This window comes from Pedobacter mendelii (assembly GCF_014635725.1).
GTDB classification, from domain to species: Bacteria; Bacteroidota; Bacteroidia; order Sphingobacteriales; family Sphingobacteriaceae; genus Pedobacter; species Pedobacter mendelii.
In genome coordinates this window covers 366075-384436 of record NZ_BMDJ01000004.1, presented here as the reverse complement: position 1 = coordinate 384436, position 18362 = coordinate 366075, and the positions used below count along the sequence as shown (strand labels likewise).

15 protein-coding genes are annotated in these 18362 nt (G+C 33.6%); 13 read left to right on the top strand and 2 right to left on the bottom strand.

Going from position 1 to position 18362, the window contains the following annotated elements; genetic code table 11:
* The first annotated feature begins 120 nt into the window (after window positions 1–120).
* The 11 genes from trpS (at window position 121) to IEV50_RS09685 (ending at window position 12502) form a co-directional block, all read left to right on the top strand.
* Window positions 121–1119, top strand: coding sequence for a tryptophan--tRNA ligase (trpS, locus tag IEV50_RS09735; RefSeq protein WP_188413543.1), 999 nt, complete (start codon window positions 121–123; stop codon window positions 1117–1119).
* Window positions 1120–1192: 73 nt separating this feature from the next.
* Window positions 1193–1807 (top strand): deoxynucleoside kinase, encoded by a 615-nt coding sequence (locus IEV50_RS09730; protein WP_188413541.1) that lies wholly within the window; start codon window positions 1193–1195, stop codon window positions 1805–1807.
* Between the two features lie 6 nt (window positions 1808–1813).
* Entirely contained in the window at window positions 1814–2008 is a 195-nt protein-coding gene (locus IEV50_RS09725) for a DUF5808 domain-containing protein (RefSeq protein ID WP_188413535.1), read from the top strand.
* Window positions 2001–2792, top strand: coding sequence for a 3-deoxy-manno-octulosonate cytidylyltransferase (gene kdsB, locus IEV50_RS09720; RefSeq protein ID WP_188413533.1), 792 nt, complete (start codon window positions 2001–2003; stop codon window positions 2790–2792). Before IEV50_RS09725 ends, kdsB begins: the two co-directional genes overlap by 8 nt.
* A 149-nt stretch (window positions 2793–2941) precedes the next feature.
* Window positions 2942–3484, top strand: coding sequence for a hypothetical protein (locus IEV50_RS09715; protein WP_188413530.1), 543 nt, complete (start codon window positions 2942–2944; stop codon window positions 3482–3484).
* Window positions 3485–3571: 87 nt separating this feature from the next.
* Window positions 3572–3982, top strand: coding sequence for a glycosyl-4,4'-diaponeurosporenoate acyltransferase CrtO family protein (locus tag IEV50_RS09710; RefSeq protein WP_188413703.1), 411 nt, complete (start codon window positions 3572–3574; stop codon window positions 3980–3982).
* Between the two features lie 333 nt (window positions 3983–4315).
* Window positions 4316–5932: a CTP synthase gene (gene pyrG / locus IEV50_RS09705; RefSeq protein ID WP_188413528.1), complete on the top strand. Its 1617-nt coding sequence runs from the start codon at window positions 4316–4318 to the stop codon at window positions 5930–5932.
* 20 nt (window positions 5933–5952) lie between these two features.
* Window positions 5953–7761: a membrane protein insertase YidC gene (gene yidC / locus IEV50_RS09700; protein ID WP_188413526.1), complete on the top strand. Its 1809-nt coding sequence runs from the start codon at window positions 5953–5955 to the stop codon at window positions 7759–7761.
* A 189-nt stretch (window positions 7762–7950) separates the two neighbouring features.
* A complete protein-coding gene (locus IEV50_RS09695) occupies window positions 7951–10809 on the top strand; it encodes an alpha/beta hydrolase family protein (protein ID WP_188413524.1) in 2859 nt (952 codons plus the stop codon).
* Window positions 10810–10927: 118 nt separating this feature from the next.
* Window positions 10928–12199 carry a spore maturation protein gene (locus IEV50_RS09690; RefSeq protein WP_188413522.1) on the top strand — a complete coding sequence of 424 codons (1272 nt, stop codon included), beginning with the start codon at window positions 10928–10930 and terminating at the stop codon, window positions 12197–12199.
* A gap of 72 nt (window positions 12200–12271) precedes the next feature.
* The gene (locus IEV50_RS09685; protein WP_188413520.1) at window positions 12272–12502 is read left to right on the top strand and encodes a hypothetical protein; all 231 of its coding nucleotides are present in this window, start codon (window positions 12272–12274) and stop codon (window positions 12500–12502) included.
* A gap of 115 nt (window positions 12503–12617) precedes the next feature.
* On the opposite strand, the gene IEV50_RS09680 is transcribed toward IEV50_RS09685, so the two are convergent.
* Together IEV50_RS09680 and IEV50_RS09675 are read right to left on the bottom strand one after the other, a co-directional pair.
* Window positions 12618–13055, bottom strand: a complete 438-nt coding sequence (locus IEV50_RS09680; protein ID WP_229746691.1) for a PaaI family thioesterase — start codon at window positions 13053–13055, stop codon at window positions 12618–12620.
* A gap of 167 nt (window positions 13056–13222) precedes the next feature.
* Entirely contained in the window at window positions 13223–15688 is a 2466-nt protein-coding gene (locus IEV50_RS09675) for a TonB-dependent receptor (RefSeq protein ID WP_188413518.1), read from the bottom strand.
* 697 nt (window positions 15689–16385) lie between these two features.
* Here IEV50_RS09675 and IEV50_RS09670 point away from each other — a divergent pair.
* Both IEV50_RS09670 and IEV50_RS09665 read left to right on the top strand, forming a co-directional pair.
* A complete protein-coding gene (locus IEV50_RS09670; RefSeq protein WP_188413516.1) occupies window positions 16386–16976 on the top strand; it encodes an RNA polymerase sigma factor in 591 nt (196 codons plus the stop codon).
* Between the two features lie 176 nt (window positions 16977–17152).
* Window positions 17153–18142, top strand: coding sequence for a FecR family protein (locus tag IEV50_RS09665; protein WP_188413514.1), 990 nt, complete (start codon window positions 17153–17155; stop codon window positions 18140–18142).
* Window positions 18143–18362: the final 220 nt, after the last annotated feature.

Genomic DNA, 18362 nt, shown 5'->3' with positions numbered 1-18362 from the left:
AAGAGTTTGCGTGACTACTTTAACCAAAACCCTGTTGCAATCGCTCGCCAAAAAATCTATAATATAAATTTGAATGTATAGTACCCTTTACAAGCAATTTATTTTTAATTTCGTGCAATTATGAAAGAAACAGTGGTGAGCGGCATTCGCTCTACAGGAAAATTACATTTAGGTAATTATTATGGCGCAGTAAAAAACTTTGTACAAATGCAAAATGATTATAACTGCTACTTTTTTATTGCCGATTTACACTCATTAACAACCCACCCTACCCCTGCAGACTTACACGGAAATATTAAACATGTTTTGGTAGAATATTTAGCAAGTGGAATTGACCCAGAAAATAGCACCATTTATATACAAAGTGATGTCCCTGAAATAGCGGAATTATATTTATACCTTAATATGAATGCTTACATGGGCGAACTTGAACGCAGTACATCGTTTAAAGATAAGGTTCGTTCTAATCCTGATAATGTTAATGCAGGTTTATTAACTTATCCCGTTTTAATGACCGCTGATATTTTGATTCATAAAGCAACGAAAGTGCCGGTTGGAAAAGACCAAGAGCAACATTTAGAAATGGCTCGTACGTTTGGTAATCGTTTCAATAGATTATATAATACCGAATATTTCCCTGAACCCTATGCTTTTAGTTTTACTGAAAAACTTGTAAAAGTACCAGGATTAGATGGTAAAGGAAAAATGGGAAAATCGGAAGGTGAAGCAAATGCGGTTTATTTATCGGATGATCCAGAAACCATTCGTAAGAAAGTAATGAGAGCAGTTAGTGATGGTGGCCCAACAGAAGAGAACCAACCAAAACCCGAGCCTATTCAAAATCTTTTTGATTTAATGAAAGTTGTTTCTAGTGCCGATACGCATCAACATTTTGATGATTTGTATAATAAAATGCAAATTCGGTATGGTGATTTTAAAAAGCAATTAGCAGAAGATATGATTATTGCAACTGAACCAATGCGTGAACGTATTCATGATATAGCAAAAGATGATTCTTATTTGAGACAAGTTGCTAAACATGGTGCTTTAAAGGCTCGTGAAAGTGCACAGAAAACGATAAGAGAAGTACGAAGTTTAATCGGGTTTAAAAGTTTTTAATAATTTTAATAGATTTGAGTAGCAAGGCGGATTACATCCTCCTTTTTCCATCTCACATCGTACATAAAAGAATATGCACATAGCAATCGTAGGAAATATAGGCGCTGGTAAAACCACATTAACAGGTTTATTGGCAAAGAATTATGGATGGGAAGCTTTGTATGAAGCTGTGGACAACAATCCTTATTTGGAAGATTTTTATAGTGATATGAAACGTTGGAGTTTTAATCTTCAAATTTATTTCTTAAACAGCCGTTTTCAGCAAATTACAGAGATTGAAACAAATAAAAGAAATGTAATTCAAGATAGAACGATTTATGAAGATGCGCATATTTTTGCTGATAATTTGCATGATATGGCATTAATGACTACTCGTGACCATGATAATTATCGTGCTATTTTTGATAATATTACATCGTTTATTAAACCTCCTGATTTATTGGTTTACTTGCGTGCTTCAGTTCCAACTTTAGTAAATAATATTCAGAGACGCGGCCGAGAATATGAGGCTGGTATTAGAATAGATTATCTTTCTAAATTAAATGAAAAATATGAAGCCTGGATTAAAGGCTATGATTTAGGTAAGCTATTAATTCTAGATAAGGATAAATTAGATTTTACAAATAATCCTGAAGATTTAGGTACCGTAATTCAATCCATTGAAGCTGAAATTAATGGCTTATTTTAAGGCAAAATGAAAAAAGATTTTCAATACGATAATCCTGAAAATTGGAAATGGGGGATCTTTTACTGCAACAGAAAAGATTCAAGATTTATTGTCCCGAAGCAAATTGAAGCTTTAGGATGGACGCTAAATTTTGCTCATCCAATTTCTTATATCCTCATTTCATTAATTTTTGCGTTTGTAGCATATAAAATTTATGGATAAAATAAGCGGTTCTAATTTAACTTTTGGAGATTCAAAAATTATTGGAATCATTCCAGCACGCTTCGCCTCCACCCGATTCCCTGGCAAACCATTGGTTGACATTGCTGGCAAAACCATGATTCAACGGGTTTATGAACAAGCATCAAAGGCTAAAAGTTTATCGAAGGTAGTTGTTGCTACCGATGATAAGCGAATTGCAGATGAAGTAAAAAGATTCGGTGGTGAGTTTGTTATGACAGCATCTCATCATCAAAGTGGAACCGATCGATGCGCAGAAGTTATTGAGCAACTGCCTGATTTTGATATTGTTATTAATATTCAGGGTGATGAACCATTTATAGAACCGGCCCAAATTGATTTATTGGTAAGCTGTTTTACAGAAGCAAAGGTTCAGTTGGCAACGCTGATTAAGCCTATCGAAAGTCAGGAAAGCATTTACAATCCAAATAGTCCGAAAGTTGTAATCGATGTAAATGGTAGAGCAATGTATTTTAGTCGCAGTCCTATTCCTTTTATTAGAAATGGTGAACCTGGTGTTTGGGCAGAAAAGCACAAATTTTATAAACACATAGGCATTTACGGATATAGAACAGAATCGCTTAAAGCCATTACCAAACTTCCGCCTTCATCATTAGAAATAGCAGAAAGCCTAGAGCAATTGCGATGGATTGAAAATGGTTTTTACATTCAAACCAAAGTTACTGATCTGGAAACAGTCGCCATAGATACGCCTGAAGACCTTGAAAAGCTTAACAAGCTGCTAAAAGCTTTGAAATTAGAGTAAGAAAATATTTTTGTTTCTTTTTTAATTGGAACTGTTGATAAAATATTAGGAATATGATCAAGATATACAACTGTGTGACTAAATAAATATCCTTCTGTACAGACTTGATCTGCAAAATTTATTATTTTAGGAGATATTTCAATTTTACTATGAAAAAATTATGCTTTCTCTTTCTAGTTTCTGTTTCGATAGTTACTGCCTGTACAAATAATAGCAAAACCGAATCCGATTCCATCGAATTTAAAAATGTTAATTCTAGCATAAACAAATCTTTTTCGAGCCTTAAAACTTTAGATACCTTTAAAATTGAACTTATTGGCAGAAAGCCTGAAGAAATGATGCTACACTTTACCATCAAAAATGCTGATGGTAAAGAGATATATAACACAAAATTAAAGGGAACAGACTTGGTTGGAAATACCGATCCTAATATTGATTTATCAAAACAAAAAGACCAGATCATCTTTCTTAAAACTATAACGAGCAATTTTTTTAGCGACGATAATTTTTTAGAACCAGCTGTAATGCCTGATGATAAGGCTGATAATAATACACCGGATAAGGCGCTTTATGAAGAATTAAAGAAATCGGGCTTAAACGGTTTTAAATATCGTTTGGGTAAAGAAGATAACCTTTATATAGCCTGGAGCGAAAAAGAACAGAAAGTTAAAATTTATTATAAATGCTGTTAAGTTATTGTTCATAATAAGTCTTCATTTGCTGTGACACGTTATATAATATTAAGCATCTCGCTAACTTTTATTTCTTGGATTATTGGTATGGTTGTAAATGCTTTTTTAAAGGAAACAGCTTTTTACCAAAAGCATTTAACCAATATTAATTTCATTAAAAACTCCAAACTGAACAAATTAATTGGAATTGGTATAATAAAATGGATTGTAAAAAATACATTCTTCAAATTTTTCAACCCCAATTTAAAAATGAAAAGGAAAATTGAACTTACAGAATTGGAGCATTTAAGAAAGGAAATGACTTTTGCTGAAATTAATCATCTAATTGCTTTTATAGCTGCAGCCATTTTTGCAATCGTTAAAGTTTTTAATGGCTATTTTTTGTTAGCATTAATATTAATGGTTGTAAACATATTAATGAACTTGTATCCATCATTGCTGCAACAAGAGAATAAAAGGCGAATAGATAAATTAAAGAAACTATTTAAAACCTATTGATTTGGCAAACTGCAACGGAAGTAAATAGCACCGAATTGAGTTAATTAAACCCGGTTGAAGTGATATCCTTTTTGGTGCATCAACTTCCATTTCAGCAAAAACATTCAACAAAAAGATTTAGCGAAAAACGGGATTAGCATTAATAAAATTTACTGCAGTTACTTTACAAAAGAAACAACATAGGATAGATTTTGAACTAATTTCCTCAATCACACAACATTATCATTTTTAAAATTACCTAGTTTTATTTCTGTGCAAACGGGTAATTTTACTACCTTTGTACCCCGTACAAAAAGCAACATTTATTTGCCTTTGTTGCATAAATTCAGAAACATGACTAAGTATATTTTTGTTACGGGCGGTGTTACTTCCTCTTTGGGTAAGGGCATCATCTCCGCTTCTTTAGCTAAACTTTTACAGGCACGAGGTTATCGTGTAACCATCCAAAAATTTGATCCGTACATTAATATCGACCCAGGAACTTTAAATCCTTATGAACATGGCGAATGCTTTGTTACCGAAGATGGAGCTGAAACAGATTTAGATTTGGGGCATTACGAACGTTTTCTTAACGTACCAACGTCTCAGGCAAACAACATAACTACCGGTCGAATTTATCAAAACGTTATTAATAAAGAGCGTAAAGGTGAATATTTAGGCAAAACGGTTCAGGTTGTACCTCACATTACCGATGAAATTAAACGTAATATGCGTATTTTGGGTGAAAGTGGCGATTACGACATCGTAATTACTGAACTTGGTGGTACTGTTGGCGATATTGAGTCTTTACCTTTTATCGAAGCTGTTCGTCAGTTTAAATGGGAACAAGGCAGTAGTAATGCTATCGTAATTCACTTAACGCTTGTTCCGTATTTAGCAGCAGCTGGCGAATTAAAAACTAAGCCAACTCAGCACTCGGTTAAAGCATTACTAGAATACGGAATTCAACCCGATATTTTGGTTTGCCGCACCGAACATCATATTTCTTTAGATATCAGAAAAAAAATTGCACTTTTTTGTAACGTTAACGTCAATGCAGTAATCGAATCAATGGATGCATCTACAATTTACGATGTTCCCTTGCTGATGTTAAAAGAACAATTAGATAAAACTGTTTTAGCGAAATTAAAACTTCCTAATAAAAACGAACCTGATATGGAAAGCTGGAAAGATTTTCTTGGTCGTTTAAAAAATCCAACTGCCGATGTGAAAATTGGTTTGATTGGTAAATATGTGGAGTTACCTGATGCTTATAAATCTATTATCGAATCTTTTGTACACGCAGGCTCGAAAAATGAATGTAAAGTTAGAGTAGAATACATCCATTCGGAAGGTATTTTCCCTGATAATGTTAAAGAAAAACTTAGCCATTTACAAGGTGTTTTAGTAGCACCAGGTTTTGGTAGTAGAGGTATTGAAGGTAAAATTGATGCCATTAAATACGTTCGAGAAAATAATATACCTTTCTTCGGAATTTGCTTAGGAATGCAGTGCGCTGTTATCGAATATGGTAGAAATGTTTTAGGCTTAAAAAATGCGCACACGGTAGAAATCGAAGAAAATGCTGAAAATCCGGTTATTAACATGATGGAAGAGCAGAAAAAAATAACCAATAAAGGCGGTACAATGCGCTTGGGTTCTTACCCTTGCGACATTAAAAAAGGCACAAAAGCCTTCTCTATTTATGGTAAACAACACATTAACGAGCGTCACCGTCATCGTTATGAATTCAATAACGATTATTTGAAGCAATATGAAAATGCAGGTATGATTGCTTCAGGCATTAACCCCGAATCTGGTCTTGTAGAGATTATTGAGTTAAAAAATCATCCTTTTTTTGTGGGCGGACAATTCCACCCTGAATTAAAATCAACAGTAGCAAATCCTCACCCACTTTTTGTTAAATTTGTGGCCGCTGCAATGGAGTATGCTAAAAAGAAAACAAATTAACGGCAGCATAAAAATTAATAATGGATAGAAATACCTTTACAGGATTATTCCTGATTATGATCATCTTGGGCGGATCATTCTACTTCTTCAGACCAAGTGAAGCGGAACTAAAAAAAGCCAAAGAAACTGAAAAAATAGATTCTCTAAAAAAAGCAGGTGCAGTTATTGCACCAAAAGATACGGTAATAAAAGCTACACCAGCAGCACCAGTTGTTGATTCGCTTGCTTTAAAAGGCCCTTTCGGGACAGCTATTGTCGGAACTGAAGCTAAAACAGTTTTAGAAAACGAAAATTTATTAATCACCTTAACAAACAAAGGCGGTAAAATTTTATCGGTACAAATTAAAGGACAGAAAACTTTTGATGGCAAACCTTTAATTCTTTTCAATGGAGAAGCAAACAAGTTTGGTTTAAACTTAAATGCTGCAGGAAAAGTTATCAATACAAACGATTTATATTTTATACCAACCAAAGTAGGAAACCAAGTAAACATGCGTGCCAATTATGGTGCAAATGCTTATGTAGAATTTACCTATGACTTAAAAGCATTGAGTAATAAAGTTGCTTTTAATGTTAATTTGGTTGGTTTACAACAAATAATTTCTGGTAATACAGTTGGTTTAAACTGGGAAGCGACTTTGCTTCAGCAAGAAAAATCTATTGAAAGCGAACACCGTTATTCTGCACCTTATTACAAATATGCAGATGGTGATGTAAACCATCTAAGTGTTTCTAAAGATGAGAAAGAAGAATTGTCTAAAGGTAAAATCCTGTGGATTTCATTTAAACAGCATTTTTTCTCGGCCTCGTTAATATCTAAACAAGCTTTTGAAAAAGGTAGTTTGGAAGTTAAAATCCCAACTTCTCCTGGTCAGATTAAATTCTACGGTGCAAACATGCAATTGCCTTACACGCACCTTGCAAACCAAGCTTATCAAATGGAATTCTATTTCGGCACAAACAAATTCTCCGCTTTAAAGGCGCAAGGATATGATTTAGAACAACAAGTAGATATGGGTTACTGGCCTTTGAAGTATGTTAACCGTTTCATCGTATTGCCAGTATTTAATTTCCTTAATGGATTTGGTTGGAATTATGGTCTAATCATTTTTGCACTTACCATTTTATTAAAACTGGCGTTGTCTCCTTTAACTTATAAGTCATATTTATCGATGGCTAAAATGAGGGTGTTAAAACCTGAAATGGACGAGATTAAAGCTAAAGTTGGCGAAGATAACCCAACGCTTGTTCAACAGGAATATTTAAAACTATATAAAAAAGCAGGTGTAAATCCGCTTGGGGGTTGTTTACCAATGGTACTGCAGTTACCATTAGTAATGGCTTTTTTCTTCTTCTTCCCTAACCTATTCGAATTAAGACAAGAGAGTTTCCTTTGGATGACAGATTTATCAACCTACGATGAATTTATCCGTTTTGGTGTTAAAATACCTTTTATTGGCGACCACTTGAGTTTAATGTGTGTATTGATGACTATCTCTACATTAATTATGACTTATTTTAATAACCAGGTTTCGGGAGCTACAGGCCAAATGAAATACATTGGCTACATCATGCCTGTAATTTTCTTAGGTGTATTAAATAGTTATCCATCAGGGTTAAATTATTATTATTTCTTAGCTAACTTAATGACATTTGGACAGCAATTCTTAATTCGTAAAATGGTTGATGATGATAAAATTCATGCTCTAATTCAACAAAACAAAGCAAGACCTGCAGACGAGAAAAAGAAGAAATCTAAATTCCAACAACGTTTGGATGATTATATGCGTCAGCAACAACAGCAATTACCTACAAAAGGTAAAAAATAGTTTTAATTCAAATTAAGAATAAAATCAAGGAAAAAACCTGAATGTTTTTAAAATATTCAGGTTTTTTCTTTTAAAAACTAAATAAAACATTAAAATCTTGTAATATTTGGCATACATTCTTTCTAATAAGATAAAAATTTGCAATTTTTATAAATTGAATCTTAACCAAAAAATTAATCTATTCCTAAAATGCAAAAAAGACTAACAATTATTCTGTTTTTCGTTGTAAATCTTGCCTATGCTCAGAAAAAATCATTAGATCATAAAGTTTATGATTCTTGGGAAGCTATTGGCACAAAGCAATTATCAAATAATGGTCAAATGTCTCTCTACAGCGTATTGCAGCAAGAGGGTGATGCAACATTATACATTACCAACTTAAAAACAAATTCGAAACTTACTGTTGCTCGTGCTTCAGCGGGACAGTTTAGCAATGATTCTAAATTTGCAGCATTTTTAATAAAACCTTTTTATAAGGATTTAAGGCAACTAAAAATTAAGAAAACTAAGCCAGATGCTTTACCGAAAGATACTTTAGGCATCGCCAATTTAGCAAGTAATTCAGTAACTAAAGTTGCCAGAGTAAAGTCGTTCAAAATGCCTGAAACAGGTTTCGGATACCTAGCCTATCAGTTAGATAAATTAGATACCGCTAAAAAAACACCTGCAACGGCACCAAAAAAAGATAATGAAACTGATTTTGCTGATGATGAACCTGCTGTAGGTCCAAAAAAGGAAGAAGGCACAGATCTGATTGTTAAAAATCTTTTAACAGGCATTGATAAAACATATAAATATGTTACGGACTACACCTTCAGCAAAGACGGAAAGCAATTGGTTTTTGCATGCAGTGGTTCTAAAAAAGACAAAACTGCTCCACAGGGTGTTTATCTTTTGAACACTGAAAAAGGTATATTAAAAACTTTGGTTAAAGGAAAAGGAACTTTTAAAGGTTTCACCTTTGATGATGAAAGCGAACATGTGGCATTTGTTGGCGAACAAGATCCGGAAAAGAAAGAAATTAAAAATTACAATGTTTATTACAATTCTTTAACTCTAGATACAGCCCAAACCATTGTTGATTATGACATGCCCGGCTTGCCAGCAAACTGGTCGGTTAGCGGCGAAGGCAGGGTTTCATTTAGTAAAGACAGCAAAAAATTGTTCTTTGGCATTGCACCAATTAAGAAACCAAAAGATACCACCATTGTAGATTTTGAAGTGGCTAAAGTTGATGTTTGGAATTATAAAGATGATTATTTGCAACCAATGCAACTTAAAAATGCAGATAGAGATAGCAAAAGAAGTTACTTAGCAGTTATTGATGTTTTTAGCAGCGACCCTAAAGTTATCCCTTTAACTGATTTAAGTTTGCCTGATGCGAATATGGTTAGTGATGGTGATGCAAATTTTGTTTTAGCATCCACAGATTTTGGCCGCAGAATTGAATCTCAATGGAGCGGTTCAACTTTAAAAGATTATTATCTGGTTGATACAAAAACCGGTCAGCGTAAAAAGATTATCGAAAAATTAAACGGCAATGCCATGCCTTCGCCAGCTGGAAATTATGTAATTTATTTTGATGAAAATACTTCCAATTGGTTCACCTACAATGTTGCTTCGGCTAAAATTACACAGTTAAACGAAGGCATGAATATTAAATTTGCCGATGAAGAAAACGATGTTCCTGATACACCAAAATCATACGGAATTGCCACTTGGACTGAAGATGATAAAGCGGTTTTAATTTATGATAGATACGATATCTGGTCGTTCTCTCCAGATGGTAAATCGGCAGCCAAAAACATTACCAACAACTTTGGTCGCGATAATAAAATCACTTTAAGATATGAGAGAACCCAACAAGACAATCGTTTTGAGCGTGGTGCAGATACAAAATTTGTAAAAGCAAATGAATTGGTTTGGTTAGATGGTTTTAACACGGTAACCAAAGAAAATGGCTTTTATCGTAAAAATGTTGGAACGGTTAAAAATCCTGACTTGGTTGTAATGGGAAAAGTGAAATATTCAAATCTGTTGAAAGCCAAAGATGCTGATGTTTATATTTTTGATAAGGGAAATTATGTAGCCTCAAATGATGTTTACGTAACTACCGATTTTAAAACAGAAACAAAATTAACCAGTACAAATCCTCAGCAAGCAAATTACAATTGGGGAACTGCAGAATTGGTAAAATGGACAACGCCAAAAGGTTATTCATCAGAAGGAATTTTATATAAACCTGAAAATTTTGATCCATCGAAAAAATACCCGATGATTGTTTACTTCTATGAAAAATTATCTGATGGATTATACACTTACCAGGCACCTGCACCTACCCCATCTAGATTAAATATTTCATTTTTTGTAAGCAATGGTTATTTGGTTTTTGCCCCAGATATTACTTATACAAAAGGTTATCCCGGCCAATCTGCTGTAGAATTTATCAATTCTGGTGTAGAAAATTTGAAGAAAAACAGTTGGGTTGATGGAAGCAAAATTGGTATTCAAGGTCAAAGTTGGGGCGGTTACCAAGTTGCTTATTTAATTACTCAAAATAACATGTATGCAGCAGCTTGGGCTGGTGCACCGGTTGTAAATATGACATCGGCTTACGGTGGTATTCGTTGGGAAAGCGGTATGAACCGCCAGTTCCAATACGAAAAAACGCAAAGCCGCATTGGTGCAACGCTTTGGGAAAAACCTGAATTATACATAGAGAATTCGCCTCTTTTCATGTTTCCAAAAGTAAATACACCAGTTGTGGTTATGGCTAATGATGCAGATGGTGCTGTGCCTTGGTATCAGGGAATTGAAATGTTTACTGGCCTACGTCGTTTAGGTAAACCTGTTTGGATGTTAAATTACAATGGTGAAGCGCACAATTTAGTTCAACGCCAAAATCGTAAAGACATTCAAATTCGCGAACAGCAGTTTTTTGATTATTATTTGAAAGGTGATAAAGCACCTGCATGGATGACAAGCGGTATTCCTGCAACTGAAAAAGGAAAAACCTGGGGCTTTGAATTAACAGACGATAAACCTTAACACTCCGGTATTCAGAGGTCAGAAAGTCTAAGGTTTATAGTGATAGACTTTTTAATTTCTGACCTCTGACTTTTCGAACTAAAAAAGCTATTTTACAATTCTAAACAAAACAACCTGAATGGCATTAAGTAGAATCTGGTCAGCATTTATAATTGTTGCAATTGTAGTAGCAAGTATCAAATGCTTTTTTTTCGGGCAAACCGACATTTTTAGCTGGATGGTAATCGGGAAAGCTGATGATGCAGCGAACCCTTTAAAATTGGATGGCATTATTCAAACTTGTTGGGTTTCGGTAGAACTTTGTTTAAAGTTGATTGGAATTTTAGCCTTATTTATGGGCTTAATGAGCATTGCCGAAAAAGCTGGAGGAATTCGCTTATTATCTAAAATTGTAGGGCCGTTTTTTTCAAAATTGTTTCCCGATATCCCCAAAGGTCACCCGTCAATGGGCCACATGATAATGAATTTTTCGGCCAACTTATTAGGACTGGATAATGCTGCAACACCTTTTGGCTTAAAAGCAATGGAAAGTTTGCAAGAGCTTAATCCAACTAAAGACACAGCCTCGAATGCTCAAATTATGTTTTTATGTTTGCATGCTGCAGGTTTAAGTTTAATTCCGGTGAGTGTAATTGCTATACGTGCTTCACAAAATGCTTCAAACCCGACTGATGTTTTCATTCCTTGCCTAATTGTAACCTTTGTAGGTACTATGGCGGCGATGTTAATTGTTTCATTTAAACAGAGAATTAATTTATTTCAACCCGTTGTAATTGGCTGGATATTAGGTTTATCAATAATCATAGCCAGTCTGGTGCTTTACATCAGGTCGTTAAATGCCGCAGGTATTCAATCCTTTTCGGGTTTATTAAGCAATGGACTAATTTTATTCATCTTTTTCATTATAATACTTGGGGCTTTATACAAAAAAATTGATGTTTTTGATGCCTTTATTGATGGAGCCAAAGATGGTTTTAAAACTGCAATAAATATTATTCCCTATCTGGTAGGGATGCTGGTGGCCATAAGTTTGCTACGAACCAGCGGAACATTTGATGTTGTTATAAATGAAATAAAAAGTGTTTTCGTGTATTTAGGAACCGATACAAGATTTGTTGAAGGCTTGCCAACAGCTTTGATAAGACCACTAAGCGGTGGTGCAGCGAGAGGCATGATGGTTAGTACAATGGAAACTTACGGAGCCGATTCATTCGCGAGTAGGTTATCGGGAGTTTTCCAGGGCGCATCTGATACAACATTTTATGTGGTTGCTGTTTATTTTGGTTCCGTTCAAATTAAAAATACAAGATACGCTATCGGTTCTATGCTATTAGCAGATTTAGTTGGCGTTTGCACAGCAATCGGTGTATGTTATTTGTTTTTCGGATAAAAATCTGATGAAATAAAAAATCCTTTACGGATATAATCAATAAAGGATCTTTTGTTATGAGCATTAAATTTAATGGGAGCGCATTTAAGCGGGCAAGGAGATCCTATTGATAATTTCATCAATAGCATCTGGCTCAATTGCGACATTCTTAGAAGCACACCACTTTTCAGATTTATTATCCATCCAAATACAAAAGGAATGATAACCATCCAAAACTACGGCATAAGTTTCATGAAAATCGTCGTTGATACGCATACAAAATCCTTTAAAGATTTTGCCTCGAACAATAAATTGCAGGGGTGAATAATCTGTTAACATGGCTCATATTATTTTTGGTAAAGTTATAACAACTTATAAAACAGAATGTTTTGTTAAGTTAAAGGAATTATCAAATTTTTATACCATTAAAGCTCTTGGCTTAACCTAAGCTTAACATGTTTGAATAACCCTTTGCAATTAAACGGTTTTTTGCAGGTAAAAATACTTCACACTGCAAATTTATTATTGTTCTCCCTCGTTTGATAATTGTTGTTTCAGCAATGACTTCATCACCTTCGTTTGCAGGTGCAAAATAATCTATATAATTGCTTACGGTAGTAAAACGGCTTTCTAAACCCATGGTGTAAATTGTAGCCCCAATAAGATCGTCAATTATCCCAGCAGTTACTCCACCGTGCAGTACTTGATAAGGATTAGTCATCTCCTTTCTGATGGTATATCGGCAAACCAATTTGCCATTCTCGGCTTGCACCAATATTGGAGCCAGCCAATTCATAAAATTTGAAGGTGAAGAATCAATAACTTTACCAATAGATTGTCTTAAAATATTTAAACGTTGCTCGCTAATTGAATCCATAAAAAATTTAAAATGTAAGATGGATGATGTAAATGTAAAACAGAAAAACGTAAATGATATTAAAAACAGAAATTAAATCAAATATATCCCCTAAACTTTGTTTTACATTACACCCTCCAAACCTACATTATTTCTCATATTTAAGTGCCTTCATTTATCTAAAATCACTAAATCGGTACAATAACTTTAAAACTTATATTTCTACCCATATTATAAATTCCTGAACGTCCATCTGGAGTTGCGGCATAATACTCAAAATACTTTAATCGATTTAGGTTAGATTGGTAGGCCTTGTTAAAAATATTATCACATTGTATAAAAATATCCATTATCGCCTTACCCGATTTTGATTTAATTCCAGACCCTAAACCCGTATTAAACAAGCCATAACCTGCGGTAAAACTTTCTGTATTATCTAAGGCATAAAAACGATTCTGATTTGCTACGAACAAAGCATCAAACTTAATATAAGGTTTATCAAAGCTTCCTATTTTCTTTTGTGCTGTAAATTTTATTTCCGAACGTACCTGCATCGGCGGAATGAAAGGTAAATATTTTGCTTCTATGCCACGCTCTTTCAATAATTCTTCGTTTTTATTTAAACCTACTACGTAAGCCAGGCTATTGTTAAAACTTAACCATTTTAATTTAGTAGGATGCAAATTCACACTCAATTCTGCACCGTATAACCTAGCTTTAGATTGCTGATACTGATAAGTTAAATTCCCCGGAACAATTACTACAGGATTACCATTTTCATCTGTTAATCTGGATTGATAAATATAATTCTGTATGCTATTATTAAAAACTTCCAGACTAATCTCTGCATCTTTCAGATAAGCAATTATTCCGATATCTTCCTGTAAATTAAACTCAGGTTTAAAAGTTCTATTACCAAGGTAAACAATGTGTGCACCTGGATCTAATCCATTTGAACCAATTTCGGTTATGTTTGGTGCTCGGTATCCCCTTGCAATATTAGCCTTTATTAAAAGCTTTTCTGATATGTTATATGTTAAGCCTAAACTACCTGACAGGCCATAATAGTTTTTATTAAAGCTTGGAAACTGAAGTTCGGCATTTGTAAAACTCGAATTTACCTGCTTTCCAAAACCTGTCTGAGCATTGGTACCGACATAGAAATTATTCCAGTTAATGTTTCGTCTATCTACGCGGATACCTCCTGAAACATCAATTTTTCCGAATGATTTCTTTGCAAAATAAAAAGCACCAATATCGAAAAGATCGTAATCAGGAATTGGAAAATCTGTCGCGTCCTTACTTCTGTTTCCCTGAAACATTCCATTTAAACCTAACGTACTTTCAATTCCTTCAAAATCAGGCAAATTGTATTTCAAATCGTAATTAAAAGTATTTAAAACCACGTAAAGCCCGGCTTGTGAAGGAATAGTTGGATGATTAAATTCTCTTCTAACACTTTGCTGCCCTCCAATTAGGATGTTTAAATCGCTGTTTCCAAATTTTAGCTGGCTAGTATTATAGAAGCGATAATGCTGTATGTGCTGGTGTAGCGGATTTATAGAATAACTTGTTAAATCACTTTTCATAACGATAGGTCGGTTTTTTATATCATCTCCAACATCCAATACTTGCCTGGTAAATCGGCGGCTTAACGAATCTCTACTTCCATCAGGTATTTCCATTAAGTTGTCGTAATAGGTTATTGCCGTTTTAGAATAGCCCCATTTTTTATCAACCCTCGCACTTGCAGAGAAGTTATATTCCCTAAAAGCCGTACCGAAAACATAACCATCTACAGGATTATAGTAATTATGGGCAGTTTTTCCTGTTGACCGGAATGTAAATTTCCAATCTTTTTGGATATAGGCTAATCCTAAAGATGAACCCACCATACCATTATTGCTCTGGTAGTTTGAAGTAAAATCTCCTTTAAGTTTACCTTCCTCAAAATTCGGAGTGTAAGGAATCATATTTATGACACCTGCAAGTGCATCCGAACCGTAAGTTAAACTTGCTGGGCCTTTAACAACTTCTGCTCTACTTATACCATACTCATCAACCTCGATTCCATGCTCATCACCCCATTGTTGCCCTTCTTGCCTTAATCCATCATACAATGTGAGTACTCTATTATAACCAAGACCACGAATAAATGGTTTGGAAACATTCGGACCCGTTGTTACTGCCGAAACACCAGGAACACCCTTAACAATTTCTTCTATTAAATTGGTATTTACATTCTGATCCATTACTTTTTTAGTGAGTACCGCAATCGGGACGGGACTTTTTCTTAACGCTGTTGCCCGGTTTACACCAGTTATAACTACATCATTTAAATTAGAGGCAAGCTGCTCCAATTCAACATCCAAAGTTTGCAAAGTATCATTAATCAAAATCTTTTGCCTTTTAGTAAAAAAACCAATGGCCGAAAAAACAATTTCATAATCGCCTGGAGATAAATATTCGAATGCATAATATCCAAACTGATTGGTTTTAACCAACTTGTTTAAACCTACAACTTTAATGTTAATGTTTTCTTTAGGTACACCACCAACAGTTACCACTCCTTTAACCGAGATCTGCTGTGCCAAAACCGAATTTGAAATTGCTAAAAATATATATGCTAAAATTATACACTTGAAATGATTCATATTTATCTAAACTTATTTTTAGACAAATCTAAATTTATTTTTAAGTATATCAAATAATAAATTATTATTTATCTAAATTTTGCATAAAATATCTACTAATGACTATTCGAAGGTATTTTGAGCTATTTATCGCGATTAAATTATCATCATGAAGAAATTAAGGTCAGGATTAAAATAAACATGCAGATAATGCTCTCTGGAGTTGAGTAGTAGAACAACCTGTTATTCGGTAAAATCAAAGCAATTGCATCTAAAATTATAAATCTTTAGAAAGCTATTTTTACATTGAAAACCAAAGAAAACATTTAAGTTTTTTATTTTTTTAGATCCAAAAGAATGCTACTCTAAAATTTACAATACTTATTACAATTGTTGGTGATACATGATAATATCTCTTAATAAATTGATAATCCCTTTGAAATTTAGTGCCTCAAAATCTATTTCTTTGTTATGTAAACTAACCAGATGCTTAATATCCAGTACTTTCTATTTTAATTTATGATTGTACCGATTGCCTTTTTTTTGCAGATCCGTATGTATGTAAGATTAGATTAGTTTAATTAATCATTTTTTAGATTATTTTATAGTTAAGCAAATAATGTTTTATTATAAATATCAAGTGCCGAAACCATTAATTTTATGTTGATAGCAATTTCAAATCAGGTAAATAAAAATAAAGCTAAAACGGGAATTGGATATGAAATTTGGAAATGAAGTAGCCAATGAGATATTAATTAGGGTGAAGGAAGGAGATAGTAAAGCATTTCAAATCGTTTATGATAATTATAGTTTGCGGCTGTATAATTTTGCATATAGGTTTCTTAAAAACCGAGAGCAAAGCGAAGAAATTGTTCAAGAAACTTTCATCACATTGTGGACAACAAGAGAGCATCTTGATGAAAGATACAAAATGGGTTCTTATTTAATTACCGTTGCTAAGCGACTAGCTTTGAATACGCTCAGGCATCAATGCATTTCAGATACCGTTTTTGAGAAAATAAGTAAAGTTGCCATCAATTTCAGCAACGAAACTGAAAATCATGTTTTTTATAATGACCTTTCATACTATACAGAACTTATCGTAAAAAAACTGCCAAATAAACAACAAGAAGCATTTCGGCTGAGCCGCTTTCAAGGACTTTCGCATGAGCAAATTGCAAAAAAGATGCAGGTATCAGAGAACACAATTAAAAACCATATATCTTCTGCCTTAAAAACCTTAAGGCTCCGTTTAAAAGATGTAAATATATTTATCCTTTTATCTTTATTTTTAATTGGTAAGTCCTGATTATACATCAATTTAAACCAATTTTTCGTTGTAAAAAAAGCTTTTTAAAATAAATTTCAGTATTGACTAGTACCTAAGTCTTTCTGAAGTGTATTCTTTATATAAACTAACCAATTTAAACCATTCCAAGCCATTCGGATATCCGAAACCAACTTACTTGGATACATTTATTTTTTGTGAACAAAGCCTACATACATCAACTTTTAAGAAAGTTTATTGAAAAAGATTTGAGTAGTGAAGAATTTCTTAAGCTTAAGGAAATTTTAGCTGACCCCAACTATGAGCCATTAATACATGAGCTTATGGCAGAAGAATGGGAAATGATTAAGCCTGTTCTTAATTTCTCAAAAGGCCAATCCGAATATCTATTTAAGCGTATTACGAAAGACAAGCGTTTTACAGATTCAATTCAGAATAAGAAAAAGCATTTTCGTATGTTAATTAACACAATAAAAATAGCCGCTTGTTTTTTTGTTGTACTGATTTCTGCACTTGTAATATATAACTACCATAACCCACAAAGTCCTGATTATGTGTATTATACTTCTCCTTTAGGCAAGCGCAGTTATTATTTATTTCCTGATGGATCAAAGGTTTGGCTAAATGCCGGCACTAAAGTGAGAATTGCCAAAGATTTCCAAGGTAAATTTCGTGAAGTATTTTTAGAAGGTGAGGCGTTTTTCGATGTTGTACATAATACAAAAAAACCATTTATTATTCATACTGGTAATATTTTAACTCAGGTTTTAGGTACGGCTTTTAATGTATCTGCTTATCCTAAAAAAAATATTAGCGTAGTGGTGTTGCGGGGTAAAGTTGGCGTAAAGGATGCGAAACGGTTAGTTGTCTTTGTTAATCCCAATCAGCAGCTGGCTTACGATTTTAAAACCAGCGTTTTAAAAACAGAACAAGTAAATGCAGAACTATATACTTCCTGGACAAAAGGAGAACTGGAATTGAACGACGTGAGTGTGGAAGAAGCTGCAGAAATCATTTCAAGATGGTATAATGTAAAAATTGTTTTTAAAAATGAAAGCATTAAAAAGAGCCACTTTGTTGCCTCATTTGAAACAAATACGCCTTTAAAACAAGTAATTGAGATTATTAGCAAACTCAATAAGTTTAATTACGAAATTAATCAGAACACTATCTACCTATCCGAATAAAAAACAGTTCAATAAATCTAACCAAACTAAATTATTTAAACTATGAGATATATCCATACAAAACCGAAATAAGCAAAAAAGCCACCATGATTGCATTCATGATGGCTTCGAATTTAGAATCTGAAGCTTCGTAACCGTTAGATTCCTTAATCTTAAAAAACCAATTTAGCTTATTTAAAATCAAAGTAAATATATGATAATTTTTACTAGAAGTACTTTT

What these genes read in the sequence shown, in the direction of transcription:
- IEV50_RS09730 (WP_188413541.1), top strand. Translation starts at nt 1,193, where the DNA reads ATGCACATAGCAATCGTAGGAAATATAGGCGCTGGTAAAACCACATTA.
- trpS (WP_188413543.1), top strand. Translation starts at nt 121, where the DNA reads ATGAAAGAAACAGTGGTGAGCGGCATTCGCTCTACAGGAAAATTACAT.
- yidC (WP_188413526.1), top strand. Translation starts at nt 5,953, where the DNA reads ATGGATAGAAATACCTTTACAGGATTATTCCTGATTATGATCATCTTG.
- kdsB (WP_188413533.1), top strand. Translation starts at nt 2,001, where the DNA reads ATGGATAAAATAAGCGGTTCTAATTTAACTTTTGGAGATTCAAAAATT.
- IEV50_RS09690 (WP_188413522.1), top strand. Translation starts at nt 10,928, where the DNA reads ATGGCATTAAGTAGAATCTGGTCAGCATTTATAATTGTTGCAATTGTA.
- IEV50_RS09685 (WP_188413520.1), top strand. Translation starts at nt 12,272, where the DNA reads ATGGGAGCGCATTTAAGCGGGCAAGGAGATCCTATTGATAATTTCATC.
- IEV50_RS09710 (WP_188413703.1), top strand. Translation starts at nt 3,572, where the DNA reads ATGGTTGTAAATGCTTTTTTAAAGGAAACAGCTTTTTACCAAAAGCAT.
- IEV50_RS09675 (WP_188413518.1), bottom strand. Translation starts at nt 15,688, where the DNA reads ATGAATCATTTCAAGTGTATAATTTTAGCATATATATTTTTAGCAATT.
- IEV50_RS09670 (WP_188413516.1), top strand. Translation starts at nt 16,386, where the DNA reads ATGAAATTTGGAAATGAAGTAGCCAATGAGATATTAATTAGGGTGAAG.
- IEV50_RS09680 (WP_229746691.1), bottom strand. Translation starts at nt 13,055, where the DNA reads ATGGATTCAATTAGCGAGCAACGTTTAAATATTTTAAGACAATCTATT.
- pyrG (WP_188413528.1), top strand. Translation starts at nt 4,316, where the DNA reads ATGACTAAGTATATTTTTGTTACGGGCGGTGTTACTTCCTCTTTGGGT.
- IEV50_RS09715 (WP_188413530.1), top strand. Translation starts at nt 2,942, where the DNA reads ATGAAAAAATTATGCTTTCTCTTTCTAGTTTCTGTTTCGATAGTTACT.
- IEV50_RS09725 (WP_188413535.1), top strand. Translation starts at nt 1,814, where the DNA reads ATGAAAAAAGATTTTCAATACGATAATCCTGAAAATTGGAAATGGGGG.
- IEV50_RS09695 (WP_188413524.1), top strand. Translation starts at nt 7,951, where the DNA reads ATGCAAAAAAGACTAACAATTATTCTGTTTTTCGTTGTAAATCTTGCC.